This is a genomic window from Metabacillus halosaccharovorans (assembly GCF_002019635.1).
GTDB classification, from domain to species: Bacteria; Bacillota; Bacilli; order Bacillales; family Bacillaceae; genus Metabacillus; species Metabacillus halosaccharovorans.
Window position 1 is genome coordinate 2,431,552 of the sequence record NZ_KV917371.1, and the last position, 20,051, is coordinate 2,451,602.

Genomic DNA, 20,051 nt, shown 5'->3' on the forward strand with positions numbered 1-20,051 from the left:
AAAATGAAACATATTTTTAACAATTATTTTAAGAATATTGGAGACTATAAATGGAGAAGGTCACGTTTGGAAATAAATAGTATGTGAAAATTTCAGGAGGTAGTGAAAAATGAATAGGAAATTGGGTATATTGGTGTCAGTCAGTGTTTTAACGTTAAGTTTAATAGGAGTTAATCATGCGTTCGCAGAAAATAGTATTAAAGATGAACCCACACTTATGGATATAGGTCTTAATAAGGAAGAGTTTCATCATAAAAGACATCAAATGAATCCGGAAATCATTAAAAAGCGTGCGGAAGAATTAGGGATTGAAACAGAAGGAAAAGATACAGAGGTTTTAGCTCGTGAAGTTCATGAGGCGAAAATTTTAGAAAAAGCAAAAGAGCTGGGAATTAAAACAGAAGGAAAAAAGATTGAAGAAATTGCAAAGGAAATTAGAGAATTACATATTTTAAACAAAGCAAAAGAATTAGGGATTAAAACAGATGGAAAAGAAATGAAAGAAATCGCAGAGGAAATTCGAGAAACTCTCATTATGAATAAGGCAAAAGAACACAATATTGATACATCGGGTAAATCATTAGATGACGTAAGTAGAGAAATATTTGAAGTCAGTGTTATGAATGCTGCAAAAGAATTAGGAATTAATACAGATGGTAAGGAATTAAAAGAAATTGCCCGCGAAGTTATCGATAAAAAGACCCTGCAAACTGCTGAAAAGCTGGGGATTGATGTGAAAAATAAATCAACCCAGGAAATTTTAGAGGATATTTTCGTTAATTACAAAGAAGAAGCCAAAAAACAAAAGCTATTTCCTTTTGATGATGAAAATCGGGATTTACACTTTATGAGACATCAAGAAAGGCATCACAAAGGAGACCATTCACATAAATAAATGGAAGAGGATGACTTTATCATATAGTCATCCTCTTCTGAATTTTTGCTTTTACAAAAACTTTCATGCTGCAACCATATCTTTCGTGTTAAAATGTTGAAAGCTTTTTATAGTGAAAGATTGGAGGAAAACAAGTGGAATCATCACCACGATTTCTACCTTATGCTGCTTTAATTGTTGGGGTTATTGCTGTTTCTACATCAGCCATTTTTGTAAAGTTAGCAACTGCTCCAGCTCCTGTTATTGCTTTTTATCGGCTGTTGTTTTCAACTGTTCTTATTGCGCCGATCTTCTTCTTAAGACATTTCTCTGAAATGAAAAATCTCTCAAAAAAAGACTGGATCTATTCAACAATCGCAGGCGTATTATTATCCTTTCATTTTATCTTATGGTTTGAATCGTTAAATTACACATCTGTGGCTAGTTCAGTTGTATTAGTAACCCTTCAGCCTTTGTTTGCATTTATCGGTACTTTTTTGTTTTTTAAAGAAAAAGTGTCCATTGTGGCCATTATTAGCGGGTTGATCGCTATAACTGGAAGTGTGATAATCAGCTGGGGAGATTTTAAAATAAGCGGTATAGCATTAATCGGTGACTTATTGGCATTAGCAGCATGTGCGATGATTACGGCATATCTTTTATTTGGGCAAGGAATACGAAAGCGTCATTCTTTAACATTGTACACGTTTATTGTATATGGAATAAGCTCAATAACCCTATTATGCTATTGTCTTTTATTGCAATATCCATTAGGACCTTATCCAAAGGAAGATTGGATGTATTTTCTGTTATTAGCAGTTGTTGCAACTCTATTAGGTCATTCGCTATTTAATTGGTCTTTAAAGTGGGTAAGTACGAATACCATCTCAGTCATGATTCTCTTTGAACCGGTAGGATCTATTATTCTTGCATATTATATACTAGGAGAAAAAATGATTCTTCCGCAGGTTATTGGAGGAATGATCATTATGATAGGCATCATTTTCTATGTGTTTGAGAGGAAAATATTAAAGGTGATGCAAAAAGAAATAAAGCCTACCAATTAGTGAATTGGAGGCTTTATTCCGTATAGGATTGTTTTGCTTCTTTGACATACAGTTCTTGTAACTCATCAATTGTTATCCCGGTTGCTTTCAAAAATCCCTTATTAAAATCATTTTCCTTTGCTGTTTCTATAACAATTGTTTTGATCATAGATTCTCCATATTGATCAACAAGATATTTAATTCCATAATAACTCTGTAAATAAACATCATACTTCTCTAATCGATACTTTTCCCAATCTTGGTGGCTATCAAGATTTACAAATTCAACCTCTTGAAAAGGATAATATCTATGGGCTACATTATACATTCCGACGTATTCTGCAACACCCTCATGAAACCATAAAGGAATTCTATATACATAGAGGCCTTGTTGTTTAATAAATGCTTGTAAACGATAATGTGTATATTCATGTAGAAGTGTACTTTGAAAATAAAAAGATTGAGGCATCTGATCAGCGAGGATGTTTGATTTGTCTGTAATGGCGATACCTATTATGTTGTTTGGATCATCAAAATATCCCATTGTTTCAATTAATGAAGTCTTTTCATATAATTCTTGAGTTGAGGAATGAAGGATTAAATCAATTTGATTATCTTTCACCTCTCCGAAAATCGTTGTTGTAAGTTTATCAGCTTTATCAAGTGAATCTTCAATTATAGGAATTAATTCGATCTCTTCCGGATCATGATAAATATCTACATGACCATATGTAGACGTTAATTTATCTTCCTTCATCTCTCGATAATCAGCCAGTGTGACAGTTTTCTTTTGAAAAGGAATCATATATAATTGGTATTTTTCTTCAATTGTCAGGTTTTCTCCAAGTTCTGTTGCGATCATTAGATTGATGGATAAAAAATAGATAGATAAAAAAGTTGTGCTAATGGTTAGTAAAATAAACGGTAGAATACCACTTCTTTTGTTAATAAATATAAAATCTTTCTTAGGGCAAAGAATTAAATAAAGACAAAAACAAAAAAATAAAAAGGAAACCAGCGTCATGATAATGCTATAAGATGTAGAAATTTTTATGTTGAAAAATAAATGGATACATACAGAAATGACAAAAAGCACACAAAAAACAAGTAAAAAATAGATGAAATTCTTTAAGACCCAGATAAATGTTTTCAATGTGACCTCCAAGATAGGTGATCTTTTATATTCTTTATACATATGAACAAGGTCCTAAAAAAATGACGGTGATTAAGCATGAAAAGAGGATGGTTCATAGGGTTCCGAACCCTATGAACCATCCTCTATAAATTATTGTAAGTAAAAAATTGAACATAGATAAGCAAATACAAAACCCAAGGGGAAGCTAATAATTAAAGACAAACCGTGAACAGGTCCTTCTTCATTACTAATTCGAATAGCTTCCTTATATCCATAGGAAAAGTGAAATAAAGATAGAAATAAAGTTAGTAGAATAATAGCAAGGGATATACTCATCTTTTGTCCTCCGTTATATACAATCTAGTCTTTCTATTAATACATGCCGGAGAACGATTGAATATGATAACTTTTTAAAAAGATATAAGGGATAGATTAAATAGACAAACAAAAACCTTGGTCAATGACCAAGGTAATGAACTATTTTATATTTACCAATCGTGGAGCTGTTAGTAATAATAAACTAGCAACAATGGCTGAAACTATTATTGTAGGGATCATATAGGAAGCATTGTATCCGATCGAATAGATTAAAACAGGTGTTCCTTCTGGTGCGAAAGAAGCAAAAAAGAAAACTCCTGCAATGATATGTGCAGCTGCTCTAAGTATGCCGCCTAAAATGGTTCCCAGTGTTATAAATAAAATGGCCACTTTTCGATTTTTATTAGTTAAGGCATTTTGTATAGCTTTATAGAATACACCACTTGCTCCTACTAAAGTGAAAGCTAAATAATAATCGAGGAAACCTTGAACAGGGTGAACGATATATGGGTTAATAATTGCTTGTAATAAACCTAAAATAAGTCCAGTTAATAATCCGCCTTTTAATCCCCAGCGATATGCCATAATAAATACTGGTATCATGCCTAATGAAATAGATCCACCTTGTGGTAATTTCCCGATAACCCCTGATAATAAATCCAATAAAAATGCTAAAGCCCCTAACATGGCAACTTCGATTAAAAATACTAAACGCTGATTTCTTTGCAATCTTATTCCCTCACTTTTTTATTAAACCAAAGGGAACCTTTCATTTCTGTGAATAAAATAAAAAAAGCAATGATTGGAATGATCATAAGTAGTCCAAACATTACATTTATAGATGATCATCCACATCCCTACACTAGTATTAACTAACAGGTTCAAAGGGTTAGAATGATCGAAGTCATTCAATCTCAGCTAAAAGGCTCCCCCTGTGGTTTAAACGTATTATTTATTTTAGACATAACTATACACCATCATTAACTAATCAACAACTAAAAAATAGAATTAGAGAGAATCTGAATGTTTTATTGTAATTAACCAACAGGGCAGTACATATAATTCACCAGAATTGTCCACGAGGTGAATATATGGGAATAAAAAATATTTTTCAATTCAAACAACCTGCTTTTAGTGGGAATTTGAATGTTCAGCAAAAAGAAAAGAAGTATGGGGGAATAATTCAGCAATTACAACTTGTTGATTTTTGGGATAACTTAGATCCGCATGAAAGGTCTTTTATCCGTAATTGTACAAAGTGGTCATTTGGTGGAAGTATAAAAGGGGAAGATATAGATCATCCGAATAGTATTGCAACAACCAAGAGAGACGATTGTCGTTTCCTTTTAGGGAATGCTGCCTGGGCTTTTGATTCCAAAGAATATTATTTAGCAGAATCATTACTTATTGAAGTGATCCATCGCTCGAAATGTCTTTTTACTCTTCATCGAGCTTATCAAAAGTTAATACATATATATGAAGTATCAGCAGAAGAAAATAAGTGTCACCTACAAAAGTGGAAAAGTTACTGTGAGGAACATATAAAATTAGCTCCTGCATTATTTGTCGAATCGAATAAAAAAGAAGAAACGCCTCCACAAATAAGATCGTTCTATATATTGAAGAATATTTTGCTTGATGTAAATGATGTTGAGGGATATAAAGCAATTGTATTGTTAGAACAACAATATAATAATGGCAACTTTATTGTTGAAGGAATTCATTAAAAATATAGATAATCCTGCTTTAGGGATACAGATCGTTTTCTGTATCCTTTTTTGGTACAATTATAGAATCAACTATATGGTCAGCAGACTAAATTAGATGTTTACTATCAATTTTTATTAAAAAATAAATAAAAATGAAAAAAGTACTTGCTGTAATAAAAATATCGTGATATATTATTAAACGTCGCTGCTGCGGTAGTGATGAGCAAGAAAACAAACAGAAAAAACAACAACCGAAAAAAAGTTGACAAGCTGTTTGTAAGATGTTATATTAATAAAGTCGCTTCCGAAGAGAACGACAAACGAAATGATCTTTGAAAACTAAACAAAACCAAGCGTGCCAACGTTAATTTCGATTAACAAAAACGTACTATATAGTACAAAACTTTTATGAGCTATATCAAACACTTTATTGGAGAGTTTGATCCTGGCTCAGGACGAACGCTGGCGGCGTGCCTAATACATGCAAGTCGAGCGAATCTGAGGGAGCTTGCTCCCAAAGATTAGCGGCGGACGGGTGAGTAACACGTGGGTAACCTGCCTGTAAGATTGGGATAACTCCGGGAAACCGGAGCTAATACCGGATAACATTTTGAACCGCATGGTTCAAAATTGAAAGACGGCCTTTGGCTGTCACTTACAGATGGACCCGCGGCGCATTAGCTAGTTGGTGAGGTAACGGCTCACCAAGGCAACGATGCGTAGCCGACCTGAGAGGGTGATCGGCCACACTGGGACTGAGACACGGCCCAGACTCCTACGGGAGGCAGCAGTAGGGAATCTTCCGCAATGGACGAAAGTCTGACGGAGCAACGCCGCGTGAACGATGAAGGCCTTCGGGTCGTAAAGTTCTGTTGTTAGGGAAGAACAAGTACCAGAGTAACTGCTGGTACCTTGACGGTACCTAACCAGAAAGCCACGGCTAACTACGTGCCAGCAGCCGCGGTAATACGTAGGTGGCAAGCGTTGTCCGGAATTATTGGGCGTAAAGCGCGCGCAGGCGGTTTCTTAAGTCTGATGTGAAAGCCCACGGCTCAACCGTGGAGGGTCATTGGAAACTGGGGAACTTGAGTGCAGAAGAGGAGAGTGGAATTCCACGTGTAGCGGTGAAATGCGTAGAGATGTGGAGGAACACCAGTGGCGAAGGCGACTCTCTGGTCTGTAACTGACGCTGAGGCGCGAAAGCGTGGGGAGCGAACAGGATTAGATACCCTGGTAGTCCACGCCGTAAACGATGAGTGCTAAGTGTTAGAGGGTTTCCGCCCTTTAGTGCTGCAGCAAACGCATTAAGCACTCCGCCTGGGGAGTACGGTCGCAAGACTGAAACTCAAAGGAATTGACGGGGGCCCGCACAAGCGGTGGAGCATGTGGTTTAATTCGAAGCAACGCGAAGAACCTTACCAGGTCTTGACATCCTTCGCTACTTCTAGAGATAGAAGGTTCCCCTTCGGGGGACGAAGTGACAGGTGGTGCATGGTTGTCGTCAGCTCGTGTCGTGAGATGTTGGGTTAAGTCCCGCAACGAGCGCAACCCTTGATCTTAGTTGCCAGCATTCAGTTGGGCACTCTAAGGTGACTGCCGGTGACAAACCGGAGGAAGGTGGGGATGACGTCAAATCATCATGCCCCTTATGACCTGGGCTACACACGTGCTACAATGGATGGTACAAAGGGCTGCAAGACTGCGAAGTCAAGCCAATCCCATAAAACCATTCTCAGTTCGGATTGCAGGCTGCAACTCGCCTGCATGAAGCCGGAATCGCTAGTAATCGCGGATCAGCATGCCGCGGTGAATACGTTCCCGGGCCTTGTACACACCGCCCGTCACACCACGAGAGTTTGTAACACCCGAAGTCGGTGGGGTAACCGTAAGGAGCCAGCCGCCTAAGGTGGGACAGATGATTGGGGTGAAGTCGTAACAAGGTAGCCGTATCGGAAGGTGCGGCTGGATCACCTCCTTTCTAAGGATATGAGGCATGCTTGGTATTTTGTTTAGTTTTGAGAGATCATACGATCTTTCAATAAGTAAGAAAACACATAGGAGTGAAAATGCATTCAGCATTTGATGATCCTGTGCTTTATGTTCCTTGAAAACTAGATAACGAAAACAATTCAAGTAATTCACTGAGTTTAAACGCTTAGTTTAGTGATTCTCTTAATAATGTAAGTGACATCTTTGATGTCAAAGGTTAAGTTGTTAAGGGCGCACGGTGGATGCCTTGGCACTAGGAGCCGATGAAGGACGGTACTAACACCGATATGCTTCGGGGAGCTGTAAGTAAGCTTTGATCCGGAGATTTCCGAATGGGGAAACCCACTGCTCGTAATGGAGTAGTATTTTTACCTGAATACATAGGGTAATAAAGGCAGACCCGGGGAACTGAAACATCTAAGTACCCGGAGGAAGAGAAAGCAAACGCGATTTCCTGAGTAGCGGCGAGCGAAACGGAATTAGCCCAAACCAAGAGGCTTGCCTCTTGGGGTTGTAGGACACTCTATACGGAGTTACAAAGGAACGGAGTAAATGAAGAGGTCTGGAAAGGCCCGTCAAAGAAGGTAACAACCCTGTAGTTGAAACTTCGTTCCCTCCAGAGTGGATCCTGAGTACGGCGGGACACGTGAAATCCCGTCGGAAGCAGGGAGGACCATCTCCCAAGGCTAAATACTCCCTAGTGACCGATAGTGAACCAGTACCGTGAGGGAAAGGTGAAAAGCACCCCGGAAGGGGAGTGAAAGAGATCCTGAAACCGTGTGCCTACAAGTAGTCAAAGCCCGTTAATGGGTAATGGCGTGCCTTTTGTAGAATGAACCGGCGAGTTACGATCCCGTGCAAGGTTAAGTTGATAAGACGGAGCCGCAGCGAAAGCGAGTCTGAATAGGGCGAATGAGTACGTGGTCGTAGACCCGAAACCAGGTGATCTACCCATGTCCAGGGTGAAGTTCAGGTAACACTGAATGGAGGCCCGAACCCACGCACGTTGAAAAGTGCGGGGATGAGGTGTGGGTAGCGGAGAAATTCCAATCGAACTTGGAGATAGCTGGTTCTCTCCGAAATAGCTTTAGGGCTAGCCTTGAAATGAGAGTCTTGGAGGTAGAGCACTGATTGGACTAGGGGCCCCCATCGGGTTACCGAATTCAGTCAAACTCCGAATGCCAAAGACTTATGTTCAGGAGTCAGACTGCGAGTGATAAGATCCGTAGTCAAGAGGGAAACAGCCCAGACCACCAGCTAAGGTCCCAAAGTATACGTTAAGTGGAAAAGGATGTGGAGTTGCTTAGACAACCAGGATGTTGGCTTAGAAGCAGCCACCATTTAAAGAGTGCGTAATAGCTCACTGGTCGAGTGACTCTGCGCCGAAAATGTACCGGGGCTAAACGTATCACCGAAGCTGTGGATTGTTCTTTTAGAACAATGGTAGGAGAGCGTTCTAAGGGCTGAGAAGCGAGACCGGAAGGACTCGTGGAGCGCTTAGAAGTGAGAATGCCGGTATGAGTAGCGAAAGAGGGGTGAGAATCCCCTCCACCGAATGCCTAAGGTTTCCTGAGGAAGGCTCGTCCGCTCAGGGTTAGTCGGGACCTAAGCCGAGGCCGAAAGGCGTAGGCGATGGCCAACAGGTTGAAATTCCTGTACCACCTCCTCACCATTTGAGCAATGGGGGGACGCAGAAGGATAGGGTAAGCGCGCTGTTGGATATGCGCGTCCAAGCAGTTAGGCTGACAATGAGGCAAATCCCATTGTCACATAAGCTGAGCTGTGATGGCGAGGGAACTATAGTACCGAAGTTCCTGATTCCACACTGCCAAGAAAAGCCTCTAGCGAGGTGAGAGGTGCCCGTACCGCAAACCGACACAGGTAGGCGAGGAGAGAATCCTAAGGTGAGCGAGAGAACTCTCGTTAAGGAACTCGGCAAAATGACCCCGTAACTTCGGGAGAAGGGGTGCTTTTTAGGGTGAATAGCCCGGAAAAGCCGCAGTGAATAGGCCCAGGCGACTGTTTAGCAAAAACACAGGTCTCTGCGAAGCCGCAAGGCGAAGTATAGGGGCTGACGCCTGCCCGGTGCTGGAAGGTTAAGGGGAGAGGTTAGCGCAAGCGAAGCTTTGAACCGAAGCCCCAGTAAACGGCGGCCGTAACTATAACGGTCCTAAGGTAGCGAAATTCCTTGTCGGGTAAGTTCCGACCCGCACGAAAGGCGTAACGATCTGGGCACTGTCTCAACGAGAGACTCGGTGAAATTATAGTACCTGTGAAGATGCAGGTTACCCGCGACAGGACGGAAAGACCCCGTGGAGCTTTACTGTAGCCTGATATTGAATTTTGGTACAGCTTGTACAGGATAGGTAGGAGCCTGAGAAGCCGGAGCGCTAGCTTCGGTGGAGGCGTCGGTGGGATACTACCCTGGCTGTATTGAAATTCTAACCCACAGCCCTGATCGGGCTGGGAGACAGTGTCAGGTGGGCAGTTTGACTGGGGCGGTCGCCTCCTAAAATGTAACGGAGGCGCCCAAAGGTTCCCTCAGAATGGTTGGAAATCATTCGTAGAGTGTAAAGGCACAAGGGAGCTTGACTGCGAGACCTACAAGTCGAGCAGGGACGAAAGTCGGGCTTAGTGATCCGGTGGTTCCGCATGGAAGGGCCATCGCTCAACGGATAAAAGCTACCCCGGGGATAACAGGCTTATCTCCCCCAAGAGTCCACATCGACGGGGAGGTTTGGCACCTCGATGTCGGCTCATCGCATCCTGGGGCTGTAGTCGGTCCCAAGGGTTGGGCTGTTCGCCCATTAAAGCGGTACGCGAGCTGGGTTCAGAACGTCGTGAGACAGTTCGGTCCCTATCCGTCGTGGGCGTAGGAAATTTGAGAGGAGCTGTCCTTAGTACGAGAGGACCGGGATGGACGCACCGCTGGTGTACCAGTTGTCTTGCCAAAGGCATAGCTGGGTAGCTATGTGCGGAAGGGATAAGTGCTGAAAGCATCTAAGCATGAAGCCCCCCTCAAGATGAGATTTCCCATCACATTAGTGAGTAAGATCCCTGAAAGATGATCAGGTTGATAGGTCAGAGGTGGAAGCGCGGTGACGTGTGGAGCTGACTGATACTAATCGATCGAGGACTTAACCTAACAATAAGCGAATGCTTAGTGAATTGAATTGTGAATCGTTATCTAGTTTTGAAGGAATATTCATTCAAACTTTATATTATTTGGTGATGATGGCGAAGAGGTCACACCCGTTCCCATGCCGAACACGGAAGTTAAGCTCTTCAGCGCCGATGGTAGTTGGGGGTTTCCCCCTGTGAGAGTAGGACGTTGCCAAGTAAAAAGAGGAAGAAAAGATCAGTAGAGATACTGGTCTTTTTTTGTTTGAATTAAATGATTGTAGAAAAACCGAAGGTTTCACGTAAAGAGGTAGGAACAAAATACAGAATAAAACGATTGCTAAAAAACCGAAGGCTTTTCTCTAAAGATGTAGAGATAAAGTATAAAGCCACCGGCAAGGGAGTAACAAATACAGAGAAAGAGAAGCTATCCTTAGGTTAGCTCCTCCATTTAAATATAAACTCATAACCATTCTTCTAAGAACGCTAAAATAAAGTAAGGAATCTTCCTTTTGGCAATCTCCATGTAACGAAGAATAATTGGATAGTCATCATTTGATAGACCTAATAGAAGCTCATACCACCACTCTGTTTCATAACGTGAGATCATGCTTAAATTATATAACAATAAGTAGTGAACTAAGAGTTCCGGAAGATTTATAAAAGAGCCACGATTGCTTGGTAAATAAAAGGCATTCTCCTCAATATGAAATGCACATGGCGAACAATTGAAGGTATGGTTAATGTATTTGGTTTGTAATAAGATTTGTTCACTAGTCACATTATTAACAGGTTCAAAGTTATATTTCTCAATGAAATGTTCAGAAAGTCTTTCAGCTGACATGTGATAATGTTGGGCAGTTGCATCTGTTAAAATTATTTGGTGTTGATCAGTTGTATCAACTTTCACATAATTCTTTTTTGTTTGGTGAAAAGAGAAAGCGGTGTCCATCTCAGGAATTTGGTTTAGAAGTAATTCCATAGAGTATTTTTCTGCCTCGAGGTGATCATGTATATGGAAAAGTTCTTTTGCAACATGGCTGAACAAACCGTTTCGTTGAACTTTAATTTCATCTTTTAAAAATTGATATTGTTGTTTCTTCCGTTTTCTACTTGTGGCCCCATGTGCCAAGACAGATGAGGTTGAAGGATAAAAGGGATCTTTTATTAATAAGCATGCTTTTAGGAGCTGTGATATCCCATAAAAGAGCAAAATAGGCTGAATGGCATGTGGTGATTGGTTTGCCTGCAAAAAGAAATTTTCACCATGTTTAAGAAAGTAAATAAATCGGTAACAATTATCATAGGACAATCCACTTGAGTTTTCTATTGAATGATTTTGATAACACTTTTCTAATTTCTTTTGAATCGTTTGCGTTGAATAATAAGATAGTAAGCGTTCCCAATATAAGGCTGACATGAATTGTACACTCCAATTATTTAATTCAAAATATTTAAACTCTTTACTCCTTTCTTGACAGTCTGAAAACATGTTGATAATCTACTAATAATATTTTGCCGAAAAGAGGGGGATTTTACTAATGTGGGAACAAAAATTTTCTAAAGAAGGCTTAACTTTTGATGATGTTCTATTAGTACCAGCAAAATCTGAGGTATTACCAAGAGATGTGGATTTAAGTGTACAGCTTACATCAAGTTTAAAACTTAATATTCCAATTATCAGTGCTGGTATGGATACTGTAACAGAAGCTGAATTAGCTATTGCAATTGCAAGACAAGGTGGAATTGGTGTTATTCATAAGAATATGTCAATTGAGCAGCAAGCAGAGCAAGTGGATAAAGTAAAAAGATCTGAAAGAGGAGTTATTACAGATCCATTTTACTTAACTCCAGATCATCAAGTTTTTGACGCAGAGCACTTAATGGGTAAATATAGAATTTCTGGTGTTCCAATTGTAAACAACCCCGAAGAAGAAAAGTTAGTAGGTATTATCACAAACCGTGATATGAGATTTATTCAAGATTATTCAATAAAAATCAGTGATGTTATGACGAAGGAAAACCTTGTAACAGCAGCTGTTGGAACGACACTTAAAGAAGCTGAAAGCATTTTACAAAAGCATAAAATTGAAAAACTTCCGTTAGTCGATAATGAGGGAATCTTAAAAGGACTTATTACAATCAAAGACATTGAGAAAGTAATTGAATTTCCAAACTCAGCTAAAGATTCACACGGACGTCTTGTTGTTGCTGCTGCAGTTGGTGTGACAGCTGATACAATGGTTCGTGTTCAGAAGCTTGTTGAAGCTAATGTAGATGCAATTGTAGTAGATACAGCACATGGTCATTCAAAAGGTGTTCTTGAAACAGTAAAGACTATCCGTAAGGAATATCCAAGCTTAAATATCATTGCAGGGAATGTAGCAACTGCTGATGCAACGAAAGATTTAATCGAAGCAGGTGCAAATGTTGTTAAAGTAGGAATTGGACCTGGATCTATTTGTACAACTCGTGTTGTTGCGGGAGTCGGTGTACCACAAATAACTGCAGTATATGACTGTGCTACAGAAGCAAGAAAACATGGAGTATCCATTATTGCAGATGGAGGTATTAAGTATTCCGGTGATATGGTAAAAGCGTTGGCTGCAGGTGGCCATGCTGTCATGTTAGGAAGTTTACTTGCTGGTACTTCTGAAAGTCCAGGCGCAACAGAAATCTTCCAAGGTAGACGATTTAAGGTGTATCGTGGAATGGGATCTGTAGCTGCAATGGAAAAAGGAAGCAAAGATCGTTATTTCCAGGAAGACAATAAAAAGTTCGTTCCTGAAGGAATTGAAGGAAGAACTCCATATAAAGGGCCGATAGCAGATACAATTTATCAATTAGTTGGTGGAATTCGTTCTGGGATGGGATATTGTGGAACAAAGAATCTCGAAGAACTTCGAGAAAATTCACAATTTATCCGCATGACTGGAGCAGGCTTAAAAGAGAGTCATCCACATGATGTTCAAATTACGAAAGAAGCCCCAAATTACTCGTTATAATAAGTCTTTTGAATTAAATCTTATTCAAATATGACAGATCTATAACATTTGACAGAGTCTATGACTCTGTCTATTTTTTTTGTCCTTTCTATGATAAAATCAATTTTGTTGTTTCTTTAAGAAAGTAAAATTCAAGTGGAGTTTTTATATAGATAATAAAATGTGGAGGTAGTATACAAAGTGAGAATAAAGAAAATAATGGCAATCCTATTTGCTATAACTTTTATTGTTTCATCCATTTTTCCTTTTACGTCTGCTAAAGCTGCAGAGCCAATTACAATTAATGCAGGGGCAGCAATTATAATTGAGGAATCAACTGGAACTGTTTTATATGGAAAAAATATCGATGAAAAGCTACCTATTGCCAGTATGGCAAAGGTGATGACAGAATACTTAGTACTAGAGGCTGTTAAAGAAGGGAAAATCAGCTGGGATCAAACATATAAACCAAGTGAATATGTTTATAAGATCTCACAAAATAGAAGTCTTTCAAATGTTCCTTTAAGATTGGATGGCAGCTACAATGTAAAAGAATTATATGAGGCAATGGCCATTTACTCTGCTAACGGTGCGGCAATTGCTTTGTCAGAAATAATTGCAGGATCAGAAAAGGCTTTTGTCAAAATGATGAATGATAAAGCGAAAGAACTAGGATTAACAAATTATGAATTTGTTAATGCGACAGGATTGGAAAATAAGGATTTAGCTGGTATGCATCCTGAAGGAACAGATGTGAATGCAGAAAGTAAATTATCAGCAAGAGATATGGCCTTACTTTCACAAAGGTTAATTCAAGATTATCCAGAGGTTTTAGAGACAGCAAGTATTCCTAGAAAAACCTTTAGGGAAGGCACAGATGATGCAACTGAAATGCCAAACTGGAACTGGATGCTTCCAGAGTTAGTTTTTGGCTATGAAGGTGTAGACGGTCTTAAAACAGGATCAACCTCTTCTGCGGGATCTTGTTTTACTGCTACTGCAACTAAAAATGGTATGCGTGTTATTTCAGTTGTGATGGATGCACAAGGAAATGGCGGAGACGTGAAGGATTCACGCTTTCCTGAAACAGAGAAAATGTTGGACTATGCATTCAATAACTTCTCAGTAAAAGAAGTTTTTCCAGCTAATTATCAAATTGATAAACAATCAACAATTCCTGTTGTAAAAGGAAAAGAAGATACAGTATCCATTCATACAAAAGATGCAGTAACACTAGTTGTGAAAAAGGGTGAAGAGGATGCCTATAAACCAGCATTTGAAATTGACCAAGATCAATTGTCAAAAGCAGGAGAATTGACGGCACCAGTTAAAAAAGATCATGTAGTCGGGAAAATGACGATAAAATATGAGGGGGAAGGTCAAGCACTAACAAATATCAAAAGTGACACACTCTCTCAAGTAGATCTTGTTACAAAAGAAACAGTCGAGAAGGCTAACTGGTTTGTTCTCTCTATGAGAGGCATTGGAGGCTTCTTTGGCGGTTTATGGGGCACGGTATCAGACACAGTAAAAGGCTGGTTTTAATCATTTATGAAAAGACTCTCTTTATAGGGAGTCTTTTTTATAAACATCTATTTATTGTAAGCTCATTAAAAATGGTGAAAAAAGATATTCGATTTTTAAAATCTGAGTTATAATTGAAAATTATTATATAAGAAATGATAGAATAGTAAAACATATAGGAATTGTTTTACTAATTACATGAATTTTGATAGGATTTTTTTAGAACTTAGGATAAAATATAGCGTAGATGAATTTTTCTCAATCTAAAACAAATCCTATATAGTAGGACATTACATAAGGGGGACAACCACAATGAGTAATACAACAGGTACTGATCGCGTAAAACGTGGAATGGCAGAAATGCAAAAAGGCGGCGTCATCATGGACGTTGTAAATGCAGAGCAAGCTAAAATCGCAGAGGAAGCAGGCGCAGTTGCTGTAATGGCACTTGAGAGAGTTCCTGCTGATATTCGTGCTGCTGGCGGTGTAGCGAGAATGGCAGATCCAACAATCGTTGAGGAAGTAATGAATGCTGTATCAATTCCAGTTATGGCAAAAGCACGTATCGGACATATTGTAGAGGCACGCGTGTTAGAGGCAATGGGTGTTGACTATATTGATGAAAGTGAAGTTTTAACTCCTGCAGATGAAGAGTATCACTTATTAAAAAGTGACTTCACAGTACCATTCGTTTGTGGTTGCCGTGATCTAGGTGAAGCAACTCGTCGTATTGCAGAGGGTGCGTCGATGCTTCGTACAAAAGGTGAGCCAGGAACAGGAAACATTGTTGAGGCTGTTCGCCATATGCGTAAAGTAAATGCACAAATTCGTAAGGTTGCAGCTATGAGCGAAGATGAGTTAATGACAGAAGCGAAAAATTTAGGCGCTCCTTTTGAACTTCTTCTTCAAATTAAAAAAGAAGGAAAATTACCGGTTGTTAACTTCGCTGCTGGTGGTGTAGCAACTCCTGCTGATGCTGCGTTAATGATGCAGCTTGGTGCTGATGGAGTATTTGTTGGATCTGGTATCTTCAAATCAGAAAACCCAGCTAAGTTTGCACGTTCTATAGTTGAAGCAACAACTCATTATCAAGATTACGAACTAATTGCGAAACTTTCTAAAGGACTTGGATCTGCAATGCAAGGAGTCGAAATTTCAAGTCTTTTACCAGAGCAAAGAATGCAAGAGCGTGGTTGGTAATATAAAGTAAGACTTCCATAAGGTGGAGGGCTTCATTCCTACTGGTGGTTAGCGAAACTTATCGAGGAGTTTTTAACATGTTGAAAATCGGTGTATTAGGATTACAAGGTGCTGTACGGGAGCATATCCGCTCAATAGAAGCATGTGAGGCTGAGGGAATCGTTGTAAAAACGGTTGATCAGCTTACAGACCTTGATGGCTTAATCATTCCTGGTGGCGAGAGCACAACAATGCGCCGCCTCATAGATAAATATCATTTTATGGGGCCTTTAAAAGAATTTGCTGCATCAGGTAAACCTATGTTTGGTACATGTGCAGGATTAATTCTTTTGGCTAAGAATCTCGTGGGATATGATCAATCTCACTTAGGACTATTAGACGTTACTGTAGAACGCAATTCATTTGGACGACAAAAGGATAGCTTTGAGGCAGAATTAATGATTACCGGTGTTGGAGAGGACTTTGTAGGAGTCTTTATCCGTGCTCCTCATATTGTTGAGGTTGGGGAAGATGTTGAGATCCTATCGAAGCACAACGGCCGAATTGTTGCAGCTCGCCAAGGACAATTTCTTGGCTGCTCATTCCATCCTGAGTTAACTAATGATCATCGAATGACTCAATTATTTATCAATATGGTAAAAGAGTCTAAATAAGTTGTATAAAAAACTTGCGACTACTGTAAACTTATAGTAAATTAATTTATACTTAATCAAATAAGCAAACGTGATGACAGGAATTAGTAGCATGATGTTCTATCTATAGAGAGCCGGTGGCTGGTGAAAACCGGTGATAGATGCTTGTGAATCCATCCTTGAATGAATAACTGAACTAACAAACGTTAAAGTAGGCTATTCCGGCTATGACCGTTATTCATTAAGTGAAGAATACGAGGTATTCTTAACTAGGGTGGCAACGCGGGTAACTCTCGTCCCTTTTTGGGACGGGGGTTTTTTTGTTGCTTAAATTTCTTTGATTGCGAGTGTATATTTAAAAAAGGAGTGGAAATATTTATGTTGGATAGTAAATTTCTTCGGACCAATCTTGAGGAAGTAAAAGAAAAGTTATCTAAACGTGGTGAAGACCTAACTGATTTTGGGAAATTTGAAGAGCTTGATAAAACGAGAAGAGAGCTTATCACTTCTACAGAAGAATTAAAAAGCAAAAGAAATGATGTTTCTGCACAAGTTGCTCAATTAAAAAGGGAAAAGCAGGATGCTGACCATTTAATTAAAGAAATGAAAGAAGTAGGAGAGAAAATTAAAGGATATGATGAGCAATTACGTAAAGTAGAGGCTGAACTTGATAACCTTTTACTATCTATTCCAAATATTCCTCATGAAAGTGTTCCAGTTGGGGATACAGAGGATGATAATGTTGAGATTAGAAAGTGGGGAGAACAACCACACTTTGAATTTGAGCCAAAGCCACACTGGGACATTGCAGATGGTTTGCAAATTCTGGACTTTGAACGTGCAGCAAAAGTTACAGGAAGTCGTTTTGTTTTTTACCGTGGGCTGGGTGCACGTTTAGAAAGAGCACTATTTAACTTTATGTTAGATCTTCATGTTGACGAGCATGGTTATACAGAAATTATACCGCCTTTCATCGTGAATCGTGATAGTATGACAGGAACAGGTCAGTTGCCTAAATTTGAAGAAGATGCATTTAAGATCGCAGGAGAAGATTACTTCTTAATTCCAACTGCTGAAGTACCTGTTACAAATATGCACCGTGAGGAAATACTCAATGTTGAACAACTTCCTATTAGTTATGCTGCATTTAGTGCAAATTTTCGTTCTGAAGCTGGATCTGCAGGAAGAGATACAAGAGGATTAATACGTCAACATCAATTTAATAAAGTAGAGCTAGTTCGCTTTGTTAAACCAGAGGATTCTTATGAGGAGCTTGAGAAGCTGACTGGACATGCTGAAAAAGTGCTTCAACTATTAGGACTTCCATATCGGGTAATGAGCATGTGCACAGCAGATTTAGGTTTTACAGCAGCTAAAAAATATGACCTTGAAGTTTGGATCCCAAGCTATGGAACATACCGTGAAATTTCTTCTTGCAGTAATTTCGAGGCGTTCCAGGCACGCCGAGCAAATATTCGATTTAGAAGAGATCAAAAAGCAAAGGTGGAGCATGTTCACACATTAAATGGATCAGGATTAGCTATTGGACGAACAGTTGCTGCCATCTTGGAAAATTACCAACAGGAAGATGGATCTGTCATTATTCCAGAGGTGCTTAGACCTTATATGGGTAATAAAGAAAGAATTAGTATAGTTGACTAAAAATATATAAAGGGGGGATTTAATTGCCCCCTTACATGGATATAATAGTATGTGAAGTATTTAATTTCATAACAACTAAAAAAAGTTTTAATAAAATGTTGACAAGCATATGAATTATATGATAAATTATATCTTGTCAATACGGAGGAATACCCAAGTCCGGCTGAAGGGATCGGTCTTGAAAACCGACAGGGGTGTCAAAGCCCGCAGGGGTTCGAATCCCCTTTCCTCCTCCATAATTTTAAAATTTAATCTCATATTCAGCGCATAAAATATGGGAGATTGATGTAAAATCGTTACTGGACTGTAACGATTTTTTTTATACCTTCAGAAAGTATAAGAAGACCAAAGAATTCGAATTTTAGGATTAGCAATAACCAGGTTTTCCAATACTTATAAAAAAGAAAAAGAGGATGACATAAAGGAACGTAATCCTTTATGTCATCCTCTTATTTTTTTAGAAATTTCGTCTGTTCAATAAAATAGCCAATTCTCTCTATAATAGGTTCAATAGATTTTTCATTTTTCATAATATCATAATCATTAATATTGATACGTAGTACAGGACAGGCATTAAAATTATTTATCCAATTTTCATATCTTTGGTGCATTTCAGTCCAATACTCAACAGGTGTTTGCTGTTCCATTGGACGTCCGCGAAGTTTTATTCTCGATAAAATATCATCCAAGCTTCCTTCTAAATAAATGAGAAGATCTGGATGTGGAAAATAAGGAGTCATGACCATAGCATCAAAAAGGTTTTTATAGGTTTCATAGTCAACCTCAGACATTGTACCTTTTTCATAATGCATTTTTGCAAATATCCCCGTATCTTCATAAATTGAACGATCCTGAATAAATCCTCCACCATATTCAAAAATCTTTTTTTGCTCTTTAAAACGTTCTGCTAAAAAATAAATTTGTAAATGAAAGCTCCATCTTTCAAAATCAGCATAGAATTTATCAAGATAGGGATTTGAATCTACCTTTTCAAAAGATGTTTTGAAATTCAATTCCTGTGCAAGAGCGTTTGTCATTGTAGATTTTCCAACACCTACAGTACCAGCTATCGTAATGACAGCGTTGTGAGGAATTTTATATTTTTCGCGTAAATTCATCTGTCGTTGCTCCTTTTTGCAAGTACTGATCTAATGTTTTGAATATATATGTTAAGTCTTGTTTATTTTGAACGAAGTCCAATGTATCACCGTTAAAACGGATAACTGGAATTGAAGGATTTTCTTTTTCCCACTGTAACATAGCAATTTCATAGTCCTCTGATAGCTGCTGTAGATAATGGGGATCAATTTTTTGCTCTATTTCACGGCCTCTTTTTTCTATTCGGCCTAATAGTGTATCAAGACTAGCAGTCAGATAAATGATTATGTTAGGTTTTGGCATGCCTTCTGTTAAGATATCATAGATTTTCAAATACTTATCATATTGTTCATGCCTTAATGTACGTTTGGCAAAAATAAGATTCTTATAGATATGATAGTCAGATACAACTGGTTTATCTGCTTGTAGATACTCTTTATTGATGTCTTCTAACTGTTTATATCGATTGCAAAGAAAAAACATTTCCGTTTGAAAGCTCCATTCTTCAATATCTGTATAGAACTTTCCTAGAAAGGGATTTTCTTCAACAATTTCTTTTAATAAGTAGAATTGATAATACTCAGCAATTGCCTTAGCTAATGATGTTTTACCAACACCAATGGGCCCCTCTACAGTAATAAAGGGTATATTCATTATGGGTCCTCCTTTGAAACGAAACACCTAAACTTAAAAATCGACAAATTTCATTTTACCATGCAACTCTCTATTTGAGTAATGATTTATAAGATTGTTTACATTT

At 38.7% G+C, this 20,051-nt stretch carries 14 protein-coding genes, 1 tRNA gene, 3 rRNA genes, 1 riboswitch and 1 other annotated feature; of the genes, 12 read left to right on the forward strand and 6 right to left on the reverse strand.

All coding sequences use genetic code 11. The features are described 5' to 3' along the window. Positions 1-109: 109 nt before the first annotated feature. Both BK577_RS11605 and BK577_RS11610 read left to right on the forward strand, forming a co-directional pair. A complete protein-coding gene (locus BK577_RS11605) occupies positions 110-895 on the forward strand; it encodes a hypothetical protein (RefSeq protein ID WP_078433017.1) in 786 nt (261 codons plus the stop codon). Positions 896-1,029: 134 nt separating this feature from the next. Beyond that, positions 1,030-1,941, forward strand: a complete 912-nt coding sequence (locus BK577_RS11610; RefSeq protein WP_078433018.1) for a DMT family transporter — start codon at positions 1,030-1,032, stop codon at positions 1,939-1,941. Positions 1,942-1,954: 13 nt separating this feature from the next. Here the strand turns inward: BK577_RS11610 and BK577_RS11615 are convergent, their stop codons facing one another. From BK577_RS11615 to thiT, 3 genes are all read right to left on the reverse strand, one after another. Beyond that, the gene (locus tag BK577_RS11615) at positions 1,955-3,073 is read right to left on the reverse strand and encodes a hypothetical protein (RefSeq protein ID WP_078433019.1); all 1,119 of its coding nucleotides are present in this window, start codon (positions 3,071-3,073) and stop codon (positions 1,955-1,957) included. 132 nt (positions 3,074-3,205) lie between these two features. Then, positions 3,206-3,391 carry a hypothetical protein gene (locus tag BK577_RS11620; protein WP_078433020.1) on the reverse strand — a complete coding sequence of 62 codons (186 nt, stop codon included), beginning with the start codon at positions 3,389-3,391 and terminating at the stop codon, positions 3,206-3,208. Between the two features lie 141 nt (positions 3,392-3,532). Then, on the reverse strand, positions 3,533-4,102 hold the full coding sequence (gene thiT / locus BK577_RS11625; RefSeq protein ID WP_078433021.1) for an energy-coupled thiamine transporter ThiT: 570 nt from the start codon (positions 4,100-4,102) through the stop codon (positions 3,533-3,535). Between the two features lie 108 nt (positions 4,103-4,210). Beyond that, a riboswitch (TPP riboswitch) is annotated at positions 4,211-4,316 on the reverse strand. 148 nt (positions 4,317-4,464) lie between these two features. Between thiT and BK577_RS11630 the strand changes: the two genes are divergently transcribed. From BK577_RS11630 to rrf, 4 genes are all read left to right on the forward strand, one after another. Further along, complete coding sequence (locus BK577_RS11630; RefSeq protein WP_078433022.1) at positions 4,465-5,100, forward strand: hypothetical protein; 636 nt, start codon at positions 4,465-4,467, stop codon at positions 5,098-5,100. Positions 5,101-5,509: 409 nt separating this feature from the next. Beyond that, positions 5,510-7,060 (forward strand): 16S ribosomal RNA (locus BK577_RS11635). Between the two features lie 226 nt (positions 7,061-7,286). Beyond that, positions 7,287-10,216 (forward strand): 23S ribosomal RNA (locus BK577_RS11640). 79 nt (positions 10,217-10,295) lie between these two features. Then, a 5S ribosomal RNA gene (rrf, locus tag BK577_RS11645) occupies positions 10,296-10,411 on the forward strand. Together the 16S, 23S and 5S rRNA genes form the textbook arrangement of a ribosomal RNA operon. Before the next feature lie 243 nt (positions 10,412-10,654). On the opposite strand, the gene BK577_RS11650 is transcribed toward rrf, so the two are convergent. Then, positions 10,655-11,611: a YaaC family protein gene (locus tag BK577_RS11650; RefSeq protein WP_169908229.1), complete on the reverse strand. Its 957-nt coding sequence runs from the start codon at positions 11,609-11,611 to the stop codon at positions 10,655-10,657. A 121-nt stretch (positions 11,612-11,732) separates the two neighbouring features. On the opposite strand from BK577_RS11650, the gene guaB reads away from it, so the two are divergent. The 6 genes from guaB to BK577_RS11680 all read left to right on the forward strand — a co-directional run bounded on the left by guaB (position 11,733) and on the right by BK577_RS11680 (position 18,429). Beyond that, entirely contained in the window at positions 11,733-13,196 is a 1,464-nt protein-coding gene (gene guaB, locus BK577_RS11655) for an IMP dehydrogenase (RefSeq protein WP_078433024.1), read from the forward strand. A gap of 198 nt (positions 13,197-13,394) precedes the next feature. Then, positions 13,395-14,720 carry a D-alanyl-D-alanine carboxypeptidase family protein gene (locus BK577_RS11660; protein ID WP_078433025.1) on the forward strand — a complete coding sequence of 442 codons (1,326 nt, stop codon included), beginning with the start codon at positions 13,395-13,397 and terminating at the stop codon, positions 14,718-14,720. 291 nt (positions 14,721-15,011) lie between these two features. After that, a complete protein-coding gene (pdxS, locus tag BK577_RS11665) occupies positions 15,012-15,899 on the forward strand; it encodes a pyridoxal 5'-phosphate synthase lyase subunit PdxS (protein WP_026562781.1) in 888 nt (295 codons plus the stop codon). 77 nt (positions 15,900-15,976) lie between these two features. After that, positions 15,977-16,552, forward strand: coding sequence for a pyridoxal 5'-phosphate synthase glutaminase subunit PdxT (gene pdxT, locus BK577_RS11670; protein WP_078433026.1), 576 nt, complete (start codon positions 15,977-15,979; stop codon positions 16,550-16,552). Positions 16,553-16,616: 64 nt separating this feature from the next. Continuing rightward, positions 16,617-16,835 (forward strand) — a binding site (T-box leader). A 74-nt stretch (positions 16,836-16,909) separates the two neighbouring features. Further along, positions 16,910-18,193: a serine--tRNA ligase gene (serS, locus tag BK577_RS11675; protein WP_078433027.1), complete on the forward strand. Its 1,284-nt coding sequence runs from the start codon at positions 16,910-16,912 to the stop codon at positions 18,191-18,193. A 143-nt stretch (positions 18,194-18,336) separates the two neighbouring features. After that, a tRNA-Ser gene (locus BK577_RS11680) sits at positions 18,337-18,429 on the forward strand. 213 nt (positions 18,430-18,642) lie between these two features. On the opposite strand, the gene BK577_RS11685 is transcribed toward BK577_RS11680, so the two are convergent. Continuing rightward, positions 18,643-19,311, reverse strand: a complete 669-nt coding sequence (locus BK577_RS11685; RefSeq protein WP_078433028.1) for a deoxynucleoside kinase — start codon at positions 19,309-19,311, stop codon at positions 18,643-18,645. Continuing rightward, positions 19,289-19,945 carry a deoxynucleoside kinase gene (locus tag BK577_RS11690; protein WP_078433029.1) on the reverse strand — a complete coding sequence of 219 codons (657 nt, stop codon included), beginning with the start codon at positions 19,943-19,945 and terminating at the stop codon, positions 19,289-19,291. Before BK577_RS11690 ends, BK577_RS11685 begins: the two co-directional genes overlap by 23 nt. Positions 19,946-20,051: the final 106 nt, after the last annotated feature.